The sequence below is a fragment of the Acinetobacter sp. FDAARGOS_494 genome (genome assembly GCF_003812225.1).
Lineage (GTDB): Bacteria > Pseudomonadota > Gammaproteobacteria > Pseudomonadales > Moraxellaceae > Acinetobacter > Acinetobacter baumannii.
This window is the reverse complement of the sequence record NZ_CP033866.1, coordinates 2,271,420-2,288,354: the sequence shown is the minus strand read 5'-3', so window position 1 is coordinate 2,288,354 and position 16,935 is coordinate 2,271,420. Positions and strand designations below refer to the sequence as shown.

12 protein-coding genes are annotated in these 16,935 nt (G+C 40.4%); 7 read left to right on the top strand and 5 right to left on the bottom strand.

Annotated elements, in window-relative coordinates; translation table 11 throughout:
• Positions 1–58 precede the first annotated feature (58 nt).
• The 5 genes from EG365_RS11050 to EG365_RS11025 form a co-directional block, all read right to left on the bottom strand.
• Entirely contained in the window at positions 59–622 is a 564-nt protein-coding gene (locus EG365_RS11050; protein ID WP_000122215.1) for a TetR/AcrR family transcriptional regulator, read from the bottom strand.
• Between the two features lie 604 nt (positions 623–1,226).
• Positions 1,227–3,281 carry a GGDEF domain-containing phosphodiesterase gene (locus EG365_RS11040; protein ID WP_000510213.1) on the bottom strand — a complete coding sequence of 685 codons (2,055 nt, stop codon included), beginning with the start codon at positions 3,279–3,281 and terminating at the stop codon, positions 1,227–1,229.
• A 330-nt stretch (positions 3,282–3,611) separates the two neighbouring features.
• Complete coding sequence (ilvC, locus tag EG365_RS11035) at positions 3,612–4,628, bottom strand: ketol-acid reductoisomerase (protein ID WP_001165443.1); 1,017 nt, start codon at positions 4,626–4,628, stop codon at positions 3,612–3,614.
• A gap of 32 nt (positions 4,629–4,660) precedes the next feature.
• A complete protein-coding gene (gene ilvN, locus EG365_RS11030) occupies positions 4,661–5,152 on the bottom strand; it encodes an acetolactate synthase small subunit (protein ID WP_001215920.1) in 492 nt (163 codons plus the stop codon).
• Positions 5,152–6,876 (bottom strand): acetolactate synthase 3 large subunit, encoded by a 1,725-nt coding sequence (locus EG365_RS11025; protein WP_000422094.1) that lies wholly within the window; start codon positions 6,874–6,876, stop codon positions 5,152–5,154. Before EG365_RS11025 ends, ilvN begins: the two co-directional genes overlap by 1 nt.
• Positions 6,877–7,380: 504 nt before the next feature.
• Here EG365_RS11025 and EG365_RS11020 point away from each other — a divergent pair.
• From EG365_RS11020 to EG365_RS10990, 7 genes are all read left to right on the top strand, one after another.
• Positions 7,381–7,710, top strand: coding sequence for a DUF4124 domain-containing protein (locus EG365_RS11020; protein WP_001054470.1), 330 nt, complete (start codon positions 7,381–7,383; stop codon positions 7,708–7,710).
• Between the two features lie 186 nt (positions 7,711–7,896).
• Positions 7,897–10,521: a leucine--tRNA ligase gene (gene leuS / locus EG365_RS11015; protein ID WP_000155773.1), complete on the top strand. Its 2,625-nt coding sequence runs from the start codon at positions 7,897–7,899 to the stop codon at positions 10,519–10,521.
• Between the two features lie 27 nt (positions 10,522–10,548).
• Positions 10,549–11,058 carry an LPS assembly lipoprotein LptE gene (gene lptE, locus EG365_RS11010; protein ID WP_000549819.1) on the top strand — a complete coding sequence of 170 codons (510 nt, stop codon included), beginning with the start codon at positions 10,549–10,551 and terminating at the stop codon, positions 11,056–11,058.
• A 19-nt stretch (positions 11,059–11,077) separates the two neighbouring features.
• Positions 11,078–12,067 (top strand): DNA polymerase III subunit delta, encoded by a 990-nt coding sequence (gene holA, locus EG365_RS11005; protein WP_000762831.1) that lies wholly within the window; start codon positions 11,078–11,080, stop codon positions 12,065–12,067.
• 107 nt (positions 12,068–12,174) lie between these two features.
• Complete coding sequence (locus tag EG365_RS11000) at positions 12,175–13,515, top strand: MacA family efflux pump subunit (RefSeq protein WP_001124214.1); 1,341 nt, start codon at positions 12,175–12,177, stop codon at positions 13,513–13,515.
• Between the two features lie 2 nt (positions 13,516–13,517).
• Positions 13,518–15,512, top strand: a complete 1,995-nt coding sequence (locus EG365_RS10995) for a MacB family efflux pump subunit (RefSeq protein ID WP_000165904.1) — start codon at positions 13,518–13,520, stop codon at positions 15,510–15,512.
• A gap of 22 nt (positions 15,513–15,534) precedes the next feature.
• Positions 15,535–16,929: an efflux transporter outer membrane subunit gene (locus EG365_RS10990; protein ID WP_001988176.1), complete on the top strand. Its 1,395-nt coding sequence runs from the start codon at positions 15,535–15,537 to the stop codon at positions 16,927–16,929.
• Positions 16,930–16,935 lie beyond the last annotated feature (6 nt).

Here is a 16,935-nt window from a genome sequence, read left to right as displayed (position 1 = left end):
TTATATAAATTTAGTTATTCTAAATATATCAATTAATAAACATATAGATTTTAATAAGTTAATCTTTAAGAAAAATACCCTTTAAAATATAAGCGAATAACAGTTCTCTCGTATCACCCCTAGTTTCATCTAGCAGCTGAATAATGGCACCATCTAATGTAAATAAAAACATATCGCTATCGCTTTTCGTAGTGTCTTTCTTCACAGTTAAAAGCAATTTATAAACTTCAGTAGTTAACCAATGCCGATATTGTACAACCACTTGATAGGCTGCGGGATAGAGTTTCTCAATTTCAAAAATAGCCCTAAATAGCAAGTGGTAATAACCATCCAGATTAGTATGTAAAAAGAAAATCTTTTTGAGTTTTTCACGCAAGATTAAATCTTTTTGTATGTAAATGATTGAGCGCACTTGTTCTTTTAAGACGTCTTTTTGAAAGTGTAGGCACATTTCAATAAGCCGTTCTTTAGAGTGGAAATAGTTATAAAACGAAGCTTTTGGCACCTCTGCTTCTCGCACAATGCGGTCTACTCCTACATTATGAAAACCATGTTTATTAAAAAGATATCGAGACTTATGGAGTACGCTTAACGCGCGAAATGAGAGATCTGAATATGACATATAGTTACCGTTATAAAATAATTTCTTGTTGTGTATAGAGATAAAATGACTGCAACTTTTGCTCTAAGCAAAAAAAGCATGCAAAGGCCCCAAAGACTGCGCTAACGCATCTCAAGTTTTATTGTTGATATGATTTTTTAGTCGTGAAGAACTGATGCCTGAAAACCTAAAGGTGATCAAACTGCATAAAGACTAACTGGGAGGTGTAAAAATAGTATGCATAGCCAACTCCTTATTTTGGGAGTTCTGCCAAAGCATTAATAAAAGATTATGGTGGCAGAACGAGCAAGGGTTCGCAGACTGATAGTAAAGAATCAGCACACCCAAAGGTGTCCCTCACTCGTCCTACCGCAACGAGCGAGGGACGATTGTACACACAAGACTACTCCTCAGAGGGAATAATCTGATGCCTTTACTAATCGGTCTGCGACAACCGGCTGGCAATGTAGGCCAGCAGGCAAAGGATAATCTGAGAGTTTAAAAGTGTCAATGTGGAATTTATGACAAGTTTTAAAAATTCTTATTATTTTTCATTAGATTAACTAAATTATTATTTTAGATATTATATTAAGTAGTAGTTTTTAAATTTAACCAAATATCTGGTTTAAACAAAATGAGCACCTTGCGACTGAATCAGTTGCCCTACATTTACAGGCATACCCAACAAATAACCTTGGAACTGCTGACAGCCCAAGCGTGTTAAAATCTCAACTTGTTGCTGTGTCTCCACCCCTTCGGCTGTTACGGTTAAACCTAACTTTTTCGCCAAATGAATAATACTTTCTAAAATGACTTCTTCTTTTGAGCCCGGTTTTAAATCGACAATAAATCCACGGTCAATTTTAAGTTCATCGACTGGTAAATCTTTTAAATATAAGAAGCTTGAGTGCCCTGTTCCAAAGTCATCAATTGCCACACGAATGCCCATATCGCGCAGTCGCTCACAAGCACGAATGCTTAAGTCGATATGCCGCATTGCGGTTGATTCGGTAATTTCAATAATGAGGTGATGCGGCTGAATTTGATATTTTTTTAACAAACCTTCGAGAGTACTAAAGAGCTTTTTATTTTCGAACCGCAAGGCAGATAAATTGACTGCGATTGGATAAAACTGCGTATTGCTACGTTCCCATTCCTGAATTTGTTGGCAAGCTTGCTCAAGCGCCCAATATCCCATTGGAATAATTAAACCTGTCTTTTCCGCGCCACCAATAAACATATGCGGTGTCAGCATACCTAAAGATGGATGGTTCCAGCGAATGAGTGCTTCTACCCCACAAATCTCAAGATTGGTATTAAATTTTGGCTGGTAGTAGAGAACAAATTGTTTTTCTTCGACTGCTTTGTATAAATCATTGATCAGTTTTGACTGACTTCTTGTTTCTTGTTGATGGGTAGAATAACTAAAGACGGTATAAGTATTGCGGCCCTGCTCTTTAGACATCAGCATGGCAGCATCGGCATTCATTAGCAGGTCTTGAACATTTTGCCCATGTTCAGGGAATAGTGCGATACCTAGACTTGCTGAAATATTAATTTCTTTACCGGAAATTTGGTAACTGTCTTGAATAAGATGTAATACTTTTTCAGCAAGTTGCATTGCCTCTTCAGTATCAGTGTTTTCAGCAATGAGTAAAAACTCATCCCCACCAATTCTAAGCAATTTACATTTTTCATTGAGTTGCCAATGTAACCGATTGGCCATTTGTATAAGCAGTTGATCACCAATGTGGTGTCCAAACGCATCATTTACCGATTTAAAACGGTCTAAATCAATATAGAGAAAAGCAATTTTTTGGTCTTTATAACGGTGATCTGACAGGAGGACTTCGGCGTAATCCACTAAATAAAGTCGGTTTGGTAATTTAGTTAAGTTATCTTGAATAGAAAGGTTGGCTAATTCTTTATTGGCTTTGCGCAGTTCTAGATTTCGCTGGTTCAGTCGTTGTTCCAGCACGGCAACAATAAAACTCGCGACCAGCACCAGACAGGTAACCAAAATAATTGTAAATAGTAGCAAGTCATGTTCAGCCTGATATTGGCTTACAAACTTATCGGTAATATTTGTCGAAATAAGTGCCGTATAGTGCATCCCCATAATACTTAGGGTCATCATCACTGCAAAGGCTAATTTTAAACTTATACGGTGCCGTTCACTTTCTTTTAATTTATAGGCCAGCAAGAAAGCTAGCCCCGACCCGCTCATGGCAATTAAGACAGAAAATAAAATAAGAAAGGAAGTGTAGTCTTTCTTATAAATATCAATATTCCAGCCTAACATACTCACATAATAAGAAGCAGAAATTCCAATTCCCATAATGACTGAGCTTAAAATGAGTCTAAATATAGGAAGTGTAAAACGAGAAGTCAGCCAAATTGCGACACTTGAAAGTACAGCACTAATTCCAAAAGCCAGTGTAATTAAAGGAACGTTCGAGGAAGCTGCTTCAAATAAATGGTAAGCATGCATGCCGACAATATGGACAATACTAATCGCTGCTGCGAGTAATAATCCATTGAGTAATAGAATAAACGGCTCAATCTTTTTATAAGTTTGCTTAAATATTAACTGCTCCATGGAAATCACAATATAGCAAATAGCGCCAGCCGCAATAAAAGAGCCGACGATCAATGTGCTATCGTAATCAACATGACCCATATTGGACTTCCATGATTATTCAATACTTTTTTTTATTTTGTTCAACTCATTGCACAAAATACAATTAAACACGTTAAAGAAAAATTAGTAAATTCGACTTTTTTAGTCAGTTATAAACAATAACATTATCTAACATTTGGTCAAGTATTTTTTACTTTAGAAATCAATAAAGTAAACAAAAATTAAGCATCCAATTATATGAAAAATATAGGATTTCTTAAGTCTAGGTCAATTGACCTTAATGATGTTTTTTTAAACTTGTTTTAGGGGCTAATAAAATAAAAAACCCTGCATTTAGCAGGGTTCTTTTAAAAACAATAGAAAAGAAAATTAGTTTTTCTCTTTGTCTACGATCTTGTTCGCTTGAATCCAAGGCATCATCGCACGTAATTTAGCACCAGTTTGTTCAATACCGTGTGCAGCATTTTGACGACGACGAGCTGTCATAGATGGGTAGTTTAACGCACCTTCTTGGATGAACATCTTCGCGTATTCACCAGATTGAATACGTTTTAATGCATTACGCATTGCTTCACGAGACTGTTCATTGATTACTTCAGGACCAGTTACGTATTCACCGTACTCAGCATTGTTAGAAACTGAGTAGTTCATGTCAGCGATACCGCCTTCGAACATCAAGTCAACGATTAACTTAAGTTCGTGTAAGCATTCGAAGTAAGCCATTTCTGGTGCATAACCAGCTTCAACCAAAGTTTCGAAGCCCATTTTCACTAGTTCAACTGCACCACCACAAAGAACTGCTTGCTCACCGAATAAGTCAGTTTCAGTTTCTTCACGGAATGAAGTTTCGATAATACCTGTACGGCCACCGCCTACGCCAGAAGCGTAAGAAAGCGCAACGTTACGTGCATTACCAGAAGCGTCTTGGTGAATTGCGATTAGGTCAGGAACACCTGAACCACGTTGGAATTCTGAACGTACAGTGTGACCAGGAGCTTTAGGCGCAACCATGATTACGTCTAAGTCTTTACGTGGAACAACTTGGTTATATAGAACAGAGAAACCATGAGCAAATGCTAAAGTCGCGCCTTCTTTGATGTTTGGCTCAATCACGTCACGGTAAAGTTGTGATTGGAATTCATCTGGAGTCAAAATCATTACGAGGTCAGCTTGCTTAACTGCTGCTGGGACTTCAGCAACTTTAAGACCAGCGTTTTCAGCTTTCTTCCAAGAAGCTGAACCAGCACGTAAACCTACAGTTACGTCTACACCTGAGTCTTTAAGGTTAAGTGCATGAGCATGACCTTGAGAACCGTAACCAATAATCGCAACTTTCTTGCTTTGGATGATTGATAAGTCACAGTCTTTATCGTAAAAAATTTGCATTTGTGTTCTCCGCTAAAATACTTTTTAAAAAATTAAATGGCTAAAACTTTTTCGCCACGGGCGATACCTGATACACCTGAACGAACGACTTCAAGAATGGTGTTTTCTGCAAGCGCATCGATAAAACCATCTAATTTTTCAGTTGTCCCTGCTATTTGAATGGTATAGGTCGTTGGTGTCACGTCTACAATTTGCGCACGGAAAATATCCGCAGTGCGTTTAATTTCAGCACGTGAAGCACCCAATGCTTTTACTTTGATTAGCATGAGTTCACGCTCAATGTGTGAACCTTCTGATAAATCAACTACTTTTACCACCTCAACAAGCTTGTTGAGCTGTTTCGTAATTTGTTCGATCTTATGGTCATCGCCATAAGTCGTTAACGTTAAACGCGATAATGTCGGATCTTCGGTTGGTGCAACATTAAGTGTTTCAATGTTGTAGTTACGTTGACTGAATAAGCCCACCAAACGAGAAAGCGCACCAGCTTCGTTTTCAACGAGTACAGAAATAATATGTCTCATTAAATGCGCTCCCCTTTAGAAATCCACATATCACGCATAGATTGACCTGCAACCTGCATTGGATAAACGTGTTCGCTACGGTCAACCATAACGTTGATAAATACGCATTTATCATTGATTGCCATTGCTTCTGCAAGCTTAGATTCAAGTTCATCGGCATGATTAATTTGAATGCCTACATGACCATAAGCTTCCATTAACTTGGCAAAGTCAGGTAATGACTCAACATAAGAACTTGAATGACGACCTTCATAGTTCATATCTTGCCATTGTTTCACCATACCTAATGCACGGTTGTTCAAGCACAAGATTTTTACGTTCAAGCCATATTGTTTACAGGTTGAAAGTTCCTGAATACACATCTGAATTGAAGCTTCACCCGTAATACAAACAACTTGTTGGTCTGGGAAAGCAAGCTTCGCAGCCATTGCATAAGGTAAACCAACACCCATGGTGCCAAGGCCACCTGAGTTGATCCATTGGCGAGGACGTTTGTACTTATAATAAAGTGCACCAAACATCTGATGTTGACCTACGTCAGAAGTAATAATGGCATCGCCATTGGTCACTTTATATAAAGTTTCAACAACCTGCTGTGGCTTCATAGTGCCATCAGATGGATTTTCATATTTCAAGCCATGAACTTTGCGCCATTCATTGATTTGAGACCACCAAGCCGCAATTGCTTCAGGATTTGGTTTAGACACATTTAATTGTTTTAACTGTGCCAACATTTCTTGAAGAACTGGCTCTACTGCACCAACGATCGGAATATGCGCCATAATCGTTTTTGAAATAGTTGCAGGGTCGATATCGACATGAATCACTTTTGAGTTCGGGCAGAATTTGGCTGGGTTATTTGTTACGCGGTCATCAAAACGCGCACCAATCGCCAAAATTACGTCTGCATGGTGCATTGCCATATTGGCTTCATATGTACCGTGCATACCCAACATGCCAATAAACTGTGGGTCATCGCCCGGGAATCCGCCTAACCCCATAAGTGTGTTAGTTACCGGATAACCAAGTAAATGTGCAAGTTCGGTTAATAACGCAGAAGCATTCCCTTGTACGACACCACCACCTGTATAAATAACAGGACGTTTTGCAGTTAGTAATTCATCAATTGCTTTACGAATTTGACCAGAGTGGCCGCGTGAAGGTGGTTGATATGAACGCATCTTCACTTTTTCAGGGTATTCGTATGCAAACTTTTCTGCAGGGTTAGTCGCATCTTTAGGAATATCGACTACAACTGGACCAGGGCGCCCACTTGATGCGATATAGAATGCTTTTTTAATAATTGCAGGGATTTCACTTGCGTGGCGGACCTGAAAGCTGTGTTTCACGATAGGACGTGAAATACCAACCATGTCAGTTTCCTGGAAAGCGTCTTCACCAATCAGATGTGATGCAACCTGGCCAGACAAAACCACCATTGGGATTGAGTCCATATAAGCTGTTGCAATTGGAGTTACTGTATTGGTTGCGCCTGGACCAGAAGTGACCAGTACTACGCCAGTCTTACCTGTAGCACGCGAGTAGGCATCTGCCATATGACCAGCAGCTTGCTCATGGCGCACGAGGTAATGATTGATTTTGTCTTGTTGAAATAGCGCATCATAAATATGTAATACTGCGCCGCCTGGATAACCAAAAACATGTTCAACGCCTTCGTCCGCAAGAGCGCGAACGAGCATTTCACCACCAGATAAAAGTTCCAACGTGATTCACCCTAAAATCTTATATCACTATTTTATGGAAGGCATAAATAGTGTTTCATTCATTGAATTGTCTGCACTGTTATAGCACACATATTGTCTAGTTTTCGTTGCAATAGAAAAATTTCTGTTTTTCAGCCGTATAAGCTGTTTTAACATTAATAAAGCATGTCTGGATATACATACTTTAGTAAAATCAATCTCTCGGCTAGAGAGAATGTCTATTACAAAACATGACAGTTATTCGAAGGGTGATCGAGTAAATGCATATAAAACTAGAGAAAGCATTTTTGTTGTTTCTATATACAAAGTCAAGAATAAAGAAAAGGTTTTTCCATAAAAAAATTTAGCTGCTGCTTTTTTAATCTAATATTAAATCGTGAATTTACTCTTCTTAGCTCATTATTTATTAAAAATTCATTATTTTTATATAAAACGATCCATTCTAAATTGCTTATTTATAAAGTTTATTTAAATATAGTCAGTTTACATTGGGGAAGAACTGATATGAATTTATCTTATTTAAAAACAAGCCTGTATACAGCCGCTACAACAGCGATTTTACTTTGCTCAAGTCAAAGTCAGGCACAGCAATATTATAAATGGATGGATCAAAGTGGCTCGACACATTACACCACGACGCCACCACCTAAAGGAGCGAAACATTTGAACAAAGTTTCGACTTACGGCAGTCAACCATTGTTGAAAAATCCAACATCAAACTTAGAACAACCATCTCAGGATAAAGTCGTGCAAGAAGTAACTAACGTAGCAGTGGAAAAAGGTGCACCTGCTGTCCCGGTCCCACCTGCCCCGTCTGTATCGGCACCAAGATAATTAAAATGAGAGTGGTGAATATTTTTACCACTCTTCGATTATTTAAAATAAACAAGAATAGATTGGGAAATTTTATAGCGCAGATTAAAAGATAAAATCCTGCTCTAAAAACTGACATTTTCCTCTATTTTGCGCTATGCTGTGCAGCAATCTTTCATTTCAATTTTCGTTGTATAGCTTACGTCTATGACTATTTCTCACATTGACCCAGAATATCAAGCAAACACGATTGAACCATCAGTCCAACAAGATTGGGAAAATCGTAAAGTCTTTAAAGTTGCCGACACTGTCGAAGGTAAACATCGCTACATCCTGTCAATGTTCCCTTACCCAAGTGGCAAACTGCACATGGGTCATGTGCGTAACTATACCATTGGCGATGTAATTAGCCGTTTTTACCGTTTAAAAGGCGAAACCGTATTACAACCTATGGGTTGGGATGCATTTGGTTTACCAGCAGAAAACGCTGCAATTGCCCATAAAGTTGCTCCGGCAAAATGGACATTTGAAAACATCGCTTACATGCGTGACCAATTAAAAAAATTAGGTCTATCTGTAGATTGGGACCGTGAATTTGCAACGTGTACACCAGAGTACTATCACTGGGAACAATGGTTGTTCGTTCAGCTTTATAAAAAAGGTTTAATCTACCGTAAACTTTCAACAGTAAACTGGGACCCGGTTGACCAAACAGTTTTGGCAAACGAACAAGTTGAAAATGGTCGTGGCTGGCGTTCAGGTGCATTGGTTGAAAAACGCGATATTCCAATGTACTACTTCCGTATTACGGACTATGCACAAGAATTATTAGACGACCTAGACACTCTACAAGACGGCTGGCCTCAACAAGTGTTGACCATGCAGCGTAACTGGATTGGTCGTTCGACAGGTATGGAAATTACCTTCCCATCTGCCAATACTGAAATTTATGCTGACGGCTTAACTGTTTATACAACACGTGCCGACACACTTATGGGTGTGACGTACGTTGCCGTTGCAGCAGAACACCCTCTTGCGCTTAAAGCTGCTGAAAATAACCCTGAATTGGCTGCATTTATTGAAGAATGCCGCATGGGTTCAGTTGCAGAAGCTGACTTGGCTACAGCCGAGAAGAAAGGTATGGCAACAGGTTTGTTTGTAAAACACCCTGTAACTGGCGAAGAGCTTCCTGTCTGGATTGCGAACTACGTATTAATGTCTTACGGTTCTGGCGCAGTAATGGCTGTACCAGCACATGATGAACGTGACTTTGAATTTGCTAACAAGTTCAACTTGCCAATTAAGCAAGTCATTGATGCCAAAGGTGCTGACGATGCAGATTATTCTGCTACCGAGTGGCAAGAATGGTACGGTTCTAAAGAAGGTAAACTTGTTAACTCTGGTGAGTTTGACGGTCTAGAATTCCAAGCTGCATTCGATGCATTCCTTGCGAAATTAGAACCACAAGGTTTAGCAAATTCTAAAGTTCAATTCCGTTTACGTGACTGGGGTGTTTCTCGTCAACGTTACTGGGGTTGCCCAATTCCAATGATTAACTGTGATACTTGTGGTCAAGTCACAGTTCCTGAAGATCAACTTCCGGTTGTATTACCAACTGATGTTGTTCCAGATGGTTCAGGTAATCCACTAAATAAAATGCCTGAATTCTATGAAACTAAATGTCCTTGCTGTGGTGGCGATGCACGCCGTGAAACAGATACATTGGACACATTCGTAGAATCATCTTGGTACTACGCACGTTATGCATCTCCAGACTTTACTGGTGGTATGGTAAAACCTGAAGCAGCTAAAAACTGGCTTCCTGTAAACCAATATATTGGTGGTGTTGAACACGCGATTCTTCACTTACTTTATGCACGTTTCTTCCACAAATTAATGCGTGATGAAGGTGTTGTACAAGGTAATGAGCCATTTACCAACTTGTTAACTCAAGGCATGGTGCTTGCAGATACTTTCTATCGTGAAGCAGAAAATGGTAAGAAAACTTGGTTCAACCCTGCTGATATCGAATTAGAACGTGATGAGAAAGGTCGCATCATTTCTGCAAAATATTCAGGTGATGGTCAAGAAGTGATTATCGGCGGACAAGAAAAAATGTCCAAGTCGAAAAATAACGGTATTGACCCACAAGCCATTATTGATCAATACGGCGCAGATACAGCTCGTGTATTTATGATGTTTGCTGCTCCACCAGATCAATCTTTAGAATGGTCTGATGCAGGTGTTGAAGGTGCAAACCGTTTCTTGAAACGTGTATGGCGTCTGGTAGCAAGCTTCCTTGAAAAAGGAAACTCTGCAACAGCAATCGATAAAGCAAACTTGTCTAAAGATGCTCAAGATTTACGTCGTAAGACACACGAAACCATTCAAAAAGTAAGTGATGATATTGAGCGTCGTCATGCGTTCAATACTGCAATTGCTGCATTGATGGAATTGTTAAACGCAAGCAATAAGTTTGAAGCAAAAGATGACAATGACGTTGCTGTAGAACGTGAAGCAATCACCACATTGTTAACTTTACTTGCTCCATTTGCTCCGCATTTAAGCCAGACTTTATTGGCTCAGTTTGGTACGGACTTAACAGAAGCAACTTTCCCTGAAGTTGATGCTTCTGCATTAACCCGCAATACTCAAACGATTGTTGTACAAGTAAATGGTAAACTTCGCGGTAAACTTGAAGTTTCTGTTGATATTTCTAAAGATGAGTTATTAGCTCAAGCGAAAGCATTACCAGAAGTTCAGCAGTTCTTAACAGGACCAACCAAAAAAGAGATTGTGGTTCCAAACAAATTGGTTAACCTCGTGGTTTAATTACAGGTATTAATGAGAGGATCAAGCATGCACTTAGCCCAACGTTTAGCCGCTGTTGTTTTAACCTTAGGCCTTAGTGCAGGCTTAGTCGGGTGTGGTTTCCATTTAAAAGGAACCAACCCGACTGCGACTCCACTTGTTTATAAAAAATTAAGCCTTGAGTTACCGGCAAAAACCGATGACCTTGAAACACAATTAAAAGTGTATTTAACGGCAAATGGTGTTCAACTCAGCAATGACAACGACGCCTATGTTCTTCGTGTTTTAGAATACACGCCTCGTCGTCAGCTTCTAAATGGTAAACTTACAGAAGTGTTATTACGCTTGACTGTAACTTTCCAAATCGAAGATCGTCAAGGTAATAAAATTACAGAGCCGCGTACTTTAACCGCAGCTCGTAGTTATCAATATGATTTGGCAACGGTCAACACTGAGAACCAGCAAGAGAGTTACTTGCAACGTATTGTAATTGATGACCTTGCACAGCAAATTACTCGTCAAATTTCAGCCAATCGCTTACCAAAAGCTCAACCATAGACGTATCTTTTCTTAAGTAATGAAACTTGACTATTTACAAGCCCTCAAACGCATTCCGGAAGCTCGGGGTGCGTGGATCCTGCATGGACAGGAACCTTTATTAGAACAAAATTTACTCGACACTTTCCGCAAAAGCTGGCAGCAACAAGACATTGAAAGACAGCGCTACGATATTAGTAGTGTAAGTGACTGGAAAAATGTCTTTAATGCACTGAACAGCCTATCTTTATTTTCTCAGCAACTTGCGATTGAAGTTCACGGCAATATCAAGCCCGATGCCAATGGTTTAAAACAGCTAAAAAGTTATATCCAGCATAATGAAACTAACCTGCTGTTAATTGTTTTACCCAAACAAGACAGTAGCAGCTTAAAATCTGCTTTTTTCCAAGTTGTTGAAGCGAACGGTGTGGTGGTTGCCCTTACTGCTAACTATCCGCAAGACCGTCAACGAATATTAGCCGCTGAGGCTGAGAAGTTAGAAATTCAACTCGACAATGATGCTTGGCAGTGGCTCATGCAGCATCATGAGCATAACCTGCTCGCTGCTAAAAATAGCTTGATGCGGGTAAGAGATACTTTTCCAGACCAGAAACTAATTCAAATTGAACAGTTATATGCATGTCTACAAGATCAGTCTCGTTACACCACTTACGATTTAAGCGATGCGTTATTAGAAGGTAATCTTGCTCAGTCCATTAAGATCTTTCAATATTTAATCGGTTCCGGTGAACCGGAAAGCTTAATCTTATGGACATTAAGTAAAGAAATGCGTTTATTAATGCAGTTGTTTGAACAACCACATAATGCATTACAACTGGGTATATGGAAAACAAAAGTTAGCTTATACCAACAAGCATTAAGAAGACTCAATCCACAGCAATTTTTGGGATGGTCTGCCCTGCTTTTACAAATTGATGCCGCAATCAAAGGCATGTCCAATGAGAATGCCCAACATTTAATGCAACAAGCCATTGCCGAGCTGTGTGGAAAAACATTATTTATACATTAGGGCAGCCAAATCATTTGCCTGCTTTATTGAAATATCATAAAAATTCACGTTTTATCCTCATTTGACTCTTATACTAAGTTAAATTTTAGACTTTTCGACCTCTCGCCATGCCAAAAATAAAGCCAATTAAACTCGTAATTATTGTCGTCTGTATCGCCATTATTGCTGTCTTAGCTTGGAAATTCTTAAAGCCTAAACAACAGCAACCTCAATATATTACAGCAGAGGTAACTCGCGGGGATATTGAGAATAATGTACTTGCAACCGGTACACTTGATGCAACCAAGCTTATTAGTGTGGGTGCTCAGGTATCTGGTCAGGTCAAAAAGATGTATGTACAGCTTGGTGATCAAGTAAAACAAGGTCAACTTATTGCACAAATTGACTCGACCACCCAAGAAAACAGTTTAAAAACATCTGATGCTAATATTAAAAATTTAGAGGCACAGCGTCTTCAGCAAATCGCTTCTTTAAACGAGAAACAACTCGAATATCGTCGTCAACAACAAATGTATGCTCAAGATGCAACACCTCGTGCAGATTTAGAGTCGGCTGAAGCTGCTTATAAAACAGCTCAGGCACAAGTTAAAGCATTAGATGCCCAAATTGAATCTGCAAAAATAACGCGTTCAACAGCACAAACTAATATTGGCTATACACGTATTGTTGCACCAACTGATGGTACGGTTGTTGCGATTGTGACTGAAGAAGGTCAAACGGTAAACGCAAACCAAAGTGCTCCTACTATCGTCAAAATTGCAAAACTTCAAAATATGACGATTAAAGCACAGGTGAGTGAAGCCGATATTATGAAAGTGGAAAAAGGTCAGCAGGTCTATTTCACGACCTTAGGTGATGAAACCAAGCGCTATGCAACCTTACGTCAAATTGAACCTGCTCCAGATTCGATCTCTAGTGAATCAAACAGCACCACAAGTTCAACAACAAGCTCAGCTGTTTACTACAACGCTTTATTTGATGTTCCAAATACGGACGGCAAATTGCGTATTGATATGACTGCACAAGTTTATATCGTATTAAATTCAGCAAAAAATGCCTTATTGGTTCCATCTTCTGCGTTAAGTAGCAAACAATTTTCTGGCCAAAGAAAACAGGGTCAATCAGCAGATAAAGCGAGTTCTACTCCAAGTGCAGAACGCAAGCATCAAGGTAATGGTGTTCGTTTAGAACGCTTAAATTTAACTCCTGAACAAAAACAACTTATTGAACAAGGCAAAGCAACACTAAGTGTAGTTCGCGTTTTACAAGCAGATGGTACGACTAAACCAACACAAATTTTGGTAGGTATTAATAACCGTGTAAATGCACAAGTACTTGCCGGATTAAAACAAGGTGACCAAGTTGTGATCGCTGATAGTTCAGAAAACTCTGCAGCTTCTGCAAACAGTGGTAATAACCGTCGCCGTAGCGGTCCAATGGGAATGTAAGCATGACAAAACAAGCTTTGCTTGAAGTCAGCAATCTGGTCCGGGAATTCCCTGCTGGCGAAAGCACGATTCAAATTTTAAAAGGCATTGACCTGACCATTTATGAGGGTGAGCTGGTTGCTATTGTTGGCCAGTCCGGCTCTGGTAAATCAACGCTCATGAATATTTTGGGCTGTCTGGACCGCCCAACAAGTGGTAGTTATAAGGTTAATGGTCAAGAAACCGGTAAGCTAGAGCCCGACCAGTTAGCGCAGTTACGCCGTGAATATTTTGGTTTTATTTTCCAGCGCTATCATTTACTGGGTGACTTATCAGCTGAAGGTAACGTTGAGGTTCCAGCTGTTTATGCTGGTGTTACTCCAGCAGACCGTAAACAGCGAGCTACTGCCCTGCTCACGGAGTTAGGTTTAGGTACTAAAACGCAAAACCGACCAAGCCAGCTTTCAGGTGGTCAACAGCAACGTGTATCAATTGCACGTGCCTTAATGAATGGCGGCGATGTGATCTTGGCCGACGAACCAACAGGGGCACTCGATTCACATAGCGGCGTTGAAGTGATGCGAATTTTGCGTGAACTCAACGCGGCTGGCCATACGATTATTTTGGTAACGCACGATATGCAAGTTGCAAAGAATGCAACGCGCATTATCGAAATTAGTGATGGGGAAATTATTAGTGACCGTCCTAATGTTCCAGACCAATCTTTAGAAGAAGTTAAATCTGATCCAGATGCAGCACCTGCTTTACAAAATAAGCAGAAAAAAGGCAAAAGTATTTCGGCTTGGCGTTCAACCCTAGATCGCTTATCCGAAGCCTTTCAAATGGCTTTACTGTCCATGAATGCCCACCGCATGCGTACTTTTTTAACTATGCTGGGGATCATTATTGGTATTGCCTCTGTCGTAACGGTGGTCGCACTGGGTAATGGCTCTCAACAACAGATTTTGAGCAACATTAGCAGTTTAGGCACCAACACAATTACGGTATTCCAAGGTCGTGGTTTTGGTGATAACTCCAAGACAGCCAATTTTAAAACGCTGGTTCCTGCCGACGCCGATGCATTAATGACACAACCTTATGTCAGTGCAGTCAGCCCGATGGTCAGTACATCCAAGACCATGCGTTATCAACAAAATGAAGCAAATGCGACTATTAACGGTGTAAGTAACGATTATTTCGATGTAAAAGGTCTAGTTTTTAAAGACGGCCAAACCTTTGATCAACGAAGTGTCCGCGACCGTTCGCAAGATGTAGTCATTGATACCAATACGCAAAAACAATTCTTTAGCGATGGTACTAACCCAATCGGGCAAGTCGTGTTACTGGGTAGCGTGCCAGCTCGTATTATCGGCATTGTAGAACCTCAGACCAGCGGAATGGGTTCGGATGACACGCTGAATGTATATATGCCTTATACCACGGTCATGAGCCGTATGTTAGGGCAAGCGCATGTCCGTAATATTATCGTACGTATTAATGATAAATACTCGACCAGTGCTGCTGAAAACGCCATCGTTAACTTATTAACCCAACGCCACGGTGCCCAAGATATTTTCACCATGAACAGTGACAGTATCCGACAAACCATTGAGAAAACCACAAGTACTATGACCCTCTTAGTATCAGCAATTGCTGTAATTTCTCTGGTAGTTGGTGGTATCGGTGTAATGAATATTATGCTGGTTTCGGTGACTGAACGTACGCAAGAAATTGGTGTGCGTATGGCTGTGGGTGCTCGACAAAGTGATATTTTGCAGCAGTTCCTGATTGAAGCAATTTTAGTATGTTTGATTGGTGGTGTACTTGGCGTACTGCTATCACTTGGCTTAGGACAACTGATTAATAAGTTTGCCGGTGGCAACTTTGCTGTCGCCTATTCAACCACGTCAATTGTTGCTGCGTTTGTGTGTTCAACATTGATTGGTGTCGTATTCGGCTTCTTACCTGCCAAGAATGCAGCAAAACTTGACCCTGTTGCAGCACTATCACGAGAATAAGGAAAACTGCATGTCTTTTTCTATGACTAAACTTAGCGCAGCACTTCTCCTCACTAGTTCTCTTGTGGGATGTGCCGCTGTAGTAAAAACACCTTACCAAGCACCAGCTGTACAAGTTCCGGGTAGTTTTCAGTACGATAAGGCTAAAGCTAAAACAGCATCGGTTGAGCAATATTCTGACCGTTGGTGGACATTGTTTGGAGATGCACAGCTCAACCAACTCGTAACTAATGTTTTAGAGCGCAATAGTGATTTGGCTGTTGCGGGAATCACACTCAAGCAAGCACGCTTGCAAGCTGATTTAACCGCGAATAAACAAGGCTTACGGACCAACTCTAGTGTTTCTACAGGACATTCTTTCGACTTAAATTCGGGAGATGACAGCGCGAAAGGTTTATCAATGAGTGCTGGGGTGAGCTATGAACTTGATTTGTTTGGCAAGCTTGCTCGTCAAACTGAAGCAAGTAAATGGGAAGCCTTAGCAACCGAACAAGATCTTCAAGCTACTGGTCAAAGTCTGATTGCCACTACTGCGAAACTCTACTGGCAACTCGGCTATTTAAATGAACGTTATGCAACTGCGCAGCAAAGCTTAGCCACTTCGCAAAAGCTTTATCAATTGGTTCAAACTCAGTATAAAGCAGGTGCAGTTTCAGGCTTAGACCTTACGCAAGCCGAGCAGTCTGTTCAAAGCCAAAAAGCAAGTTTAAGCCAGATTGAGCAACAGCTTGTTGAAACGCGTACAGCCATTGCTGTGTTATTGCATGAGCCAGTACAGCAACTCAATATTCAAGAGCCACAGCGTTTACCACGTACAGCGCTGCCTGCTATTGGTGCGGGTTTACCAGCGGATATTTTGTCACGTCGCCCAGACTTGCAAGCAGCTGAGCTTCGCTTGAGAAAAGCACTAGCAACTAAAGATGCAACTAAAGCAAGCTACTACCCGTCAATTAGCTTAACCAGTAGTTTAGGTTCAAGCAGCACATCGTTAACGGAGTTATTACGTAACCCTGCCCTTACGCTTGGAGCGAGTTTAAGCCTACCGTTTTTGCAATATAACGATATGAAAAAAGATATCGCGATTAGCAACCTAGATTATGAAAAAGCGATTATTCAATATCGCCAAACGCTTTATCAGGCTTTTGCTGATGTAGAAAACGCGTTATCAAGCCGCACAGAACTCGACAAACAAGTAGCGTTACAAGAGCGTAATGTCGAACTTGCAGAAAAAACTGAACGTTTAACTGAAGTCCGCTACCGTTATGGCGCTGTTGCGTTAAAAACACTTCTTGATGCACAGCAAACTACACGTACTGCGCGCTTGAGTCTTGTTGAAACCAAACAAAGCCAATACAACGCTTATGTTACCCTTATGCAGGCATTAGGCGGTTCACCTGTAAAAGAACTGCCGCAATAACTTGCG

Coding starts and splice junctions, on each gene's coding strand:
- EG365_RS11050 (WP_000122215.1), bottom strand. CDS start 622: ATGTCATATTCAGATCTCTCATTTCGCGCGTTAAGCGTACTCCATAAG.
- EG365_RS11040 (WP_000510213.1), bottom strand. CDS start 3,281: ATGGGTCATGTTGATTACGATAGCACATTGATCGTCGGCTCTTTTATT.
- ilvC (WP_001165443.1), bottom strand. CDS start 4,628: ATGCAAATTTTTTACGATAAAGACTGTGACTTATCAATCATCCAAAGC.
- ilvN (WP_001215920.1), bottom strand. CDS start 5,152: ATGAGACATATTATTTCTGTACTCGTTGAAAACGAAGCTGGTGCGCTT.
- EG365_RS11020 (WP_001054470.1), top strand. CDS start 7,381: ATGAATTTATCTTATTTAAAAACAAGCCTGTATACAGCCGCTACAACA.
- leuS (WP_000155773.1), top strand. CDS start 7,897: ATGACTATTTCTCACATTGACCCAGAATATCAAGCAAACACGATTGAA.
- lptE (WP_000549819.1), top strand. CDS start 10,549: ATGCACTTAGCCCAACGTTTAGCCGCTGTTGTTTTAACCTTAGGCCTT.
- holA (WP_000762831.1), top strand. CDS start 11,078: ATGAAACTTGACTATTTACAAGCCCTCAAACGCATTCCGGAAGCTCGG.
- EG365_RS11000 (WP_001124214.1), top strand. CDS start 12,175: ATGCCAAAAATAAAGCCAATTAAACTCGTAATTATTGTCGTCTGTATC.
- EG365_RS10995 (WP_000165904.1), top strand. CDS start 13,518: ATGACAAAACAAGCTTTGCTTGAAGTCAGCAATCTGGTCCGGGAATTC.
- EG365_RS10990 (WP_001988176.1), top strand. CDS start 15,535: ATGACTAAACTTAGCGCAGCACTTCTCCTCACTAGTTCTCTTGTGGGA.